Source organism: uncultured Ralstonia sp., from assembly GCA_913056305.1.
Taxonomy (GTDB): domain Bacteria; phylum Pseudomonadota; class Gammaproteobacteria; order Burkholderiales; family Burkholderiaceae; genus Ralstonia.
In genome coordinates this window covers 1-2,024 of sequence record CAJXMR010000410.1, presented here as the reverse complement: position 1 = coordinate 2,024, position 2,024 = coordinate 1, and the positions used below count along the sequence as shown (strand labels likewise).

General features: G+C 65.0%; 3 protein-coding genes and 1 pseudogene. All 4 read left to right on the top strand.

Going from position 1 to position 2,024, the window contains the following annotated elements; translation table 11 throughout:
- Positions 1-573, top strand: a pseudogene (locus QZ609_RS26695) (NAD(P)(+) transhydrogenase (Re/Si-specific) subunit alpha); the annotation flags it as partial.
- 80 nt (positions 574-653) lie between these two features.
- The gene (gene panD, locus QZ609_RS26690; protein ID WP_295501631.1) at positions 654-1,016 is read left to right on the top strand and encodes an aspartate 1-decarboxylase; all 363 of its coding nucleotides are present in this window, start codon (positions 654-656) and stop codon (positions 1,014-1,016) included.
- A 71-nt stretch (positions 1,017-1,087) separates the two neighbouring features.
- Positions 1,088-1,417 (top strand): NAD(P) transhydrogenase subunit alpha, encoded by a 330-nt coding sequence (locus QZ609_RS26685; protein ID WP_295501628.1) that lies wholly within the window; start codon positions 1,088-1,090, stop codon positions 1,415-1,417.
- A partial coding sequence (locus QZ609_RS26680) for an NAD(P)(+) transhydrogenase (Re/Si-specific) subunit beta (RefSeq protein ID WP_295501625.1) occupies positions 1,414-2,024 on the top strand: 611 nt, incomplete at its 3' end. The genes QZ609_RS26685 and QZ609_RS26680, both read left to right, overlap by 4 nt.

Below are 2,024 nucleotides of genomic sequence, written 5' to 3'. Positions count from 1 at the left end.
ATCGAAGCGTCCGACGTGCGGCCTGCCGTGAAGGAGCAGATCGAATCGCTGGGCGCCAAATTCCTCGACGTGCCCTTCATCACCGATGAGGAACGCGAAATCGCCCAGGGTGTCGGCGGCTACGCTCGCCCGATGCCGCCCGACTGGATGCGCCGCCAGGCCGAACTCGTGCACACCCGCGCAAGCCAGGCCGACATCGTCATCACCACGGCCCTGATCCCGGGGCGCCGCGCACCGACGCTGCTCTCGGAAGAGACCGTGCGCGCGATGAAGCCGGGTTCGGTGGTGGTCGACCTCGCCGCCGCGCAGGGCGGCAACTGCCCGCTGACCGAAGCCGATCGCGTGGTCGTCAAGCACGGCGTCACGCTGGTGGGCTACACCAACCTCGCGTCGATGGTGGCGGCCGACGCCTCCGCCCTCTACGCGCGCAACGTGCTCGATTTCCTCAAGCTGATCTTCGACAAGGATGGCGGCTTGGTCATCAACCGCGAAGACGACATCGTGGCCGCCTGCCTCTTGAGCCAGGGCGGCCAGACGGTGCGTGCTCTTGCCGCCATGAGCACCGCCAAATAACTATGGAGACCGCGGCAAGGTTCGCCTTGCCGCGACTGGCGATTTCATTTCTGTCTTATTTTTGTTTCAGGGAAAGCTTCATGCTACGCAACATGCTTCGCGCCAAGCTGCACCGCGCGACGGTCACCCAGGCCGATCTGGACTACGAAGGCTCGTGCGGCATCGACGAGGACCTCCTCGACGCTGCCGACATGCGCGAGTACGAAAAGATCGAGCTGTACAACGTCAACAACGGCGAGCGCTTCTCGACCTACATCATCAAGGGCAAGCGCGGCTCGGGCGAGATCTCGCTCAACGGCGCCGCCGCGCGCCGTGCGCACGTGGGTGACCTGCTCATCATCTGCACCTACGCGCCGATGAACGAAGAACAAGTCGCCAGCTACAAGCCCAAGGTGGTGCTGCTGGGCGAGGGCAACAAGATCAAGGCCATCAAGGAAACCTGACGCGCCGAAGCGGCCCCGCGCAAAGACGACGGGGCCGCTTGGCACATCGACCAAGAAGCGAGGAGGAGCAAATGGAGCTGGTCAATCACACGGTGATCAACCTGATCATCTTCGTGCTGGCGATCTACGTCGGCTACCACGTGGTGTGGACGGTCACGCCGGCGCTGCATACGCCGCTGATGGCCGTGACGAACGCCATCTCGGCCATCATCATCGTCGGCGCCATGCTGGCGGCGGGCCTCACGCAGACGGGCCTGGGCCGCACCATGGGCGTGGTGGCGGTGGCGCTGGCAGCCGTCAACGTGTTCGGCGGCTTCCTGGTCACGCAGCGCATGCTGGAGATGTTCAAGAAGAAAGAGCCGAAGGCCAAGGCTGGTACGAATGGGGAGGCCAAGCAATGAGCATGAACCTCGTCACCCTGCTCTACCTGCTGGCGTCGGTCTGCTTCATCCAGGCGCTCAAGGGGCTCTCGCACCCGACCTCGGCGCGACGCGGCAACGTGTTCGGCATGAGCGGCATGGCCATCGCCGCCGTCACGACCATCGCCCTCATCGTCAAGCTCAAGGCCGAGATGTTTGCCGGCACCGAGAGCGGCACATCCACGGGCTTCATCCTGATCTTCGCGGGCCTGGTGGTCGGCGGCGGCATCGGCGCCTACGTGGCGCGCACGGTCGAGATGACCAAGATGCCCGAGCTGGTGGCGGCCATGCACTCGCTGATCGGTCTGGCGGCGGTGTGTATCGCCGTGGCCGCGGTGGCCGAGCCGTCGGCCTTCGGCATCACGCTGGCCGGCGACAACGTGCTGCCGCTGGGCAACCGCGTCGAGCTGTTCATCGGCACGTTCGTCGGTGCCATCACCTTCTCCGGTTCGGTGATCGCCTTCGGCAAGCTGTCGGGCAAGTACAAGTTCCGCCTGTTCCAGGGCGCGCCGGTGCAGTTTGCCGGCCAGCACATGCTGAACCTGCTGCTGGCGGTGGCGATGCTGGGCTTCGGCATCCTGTTCTTCCT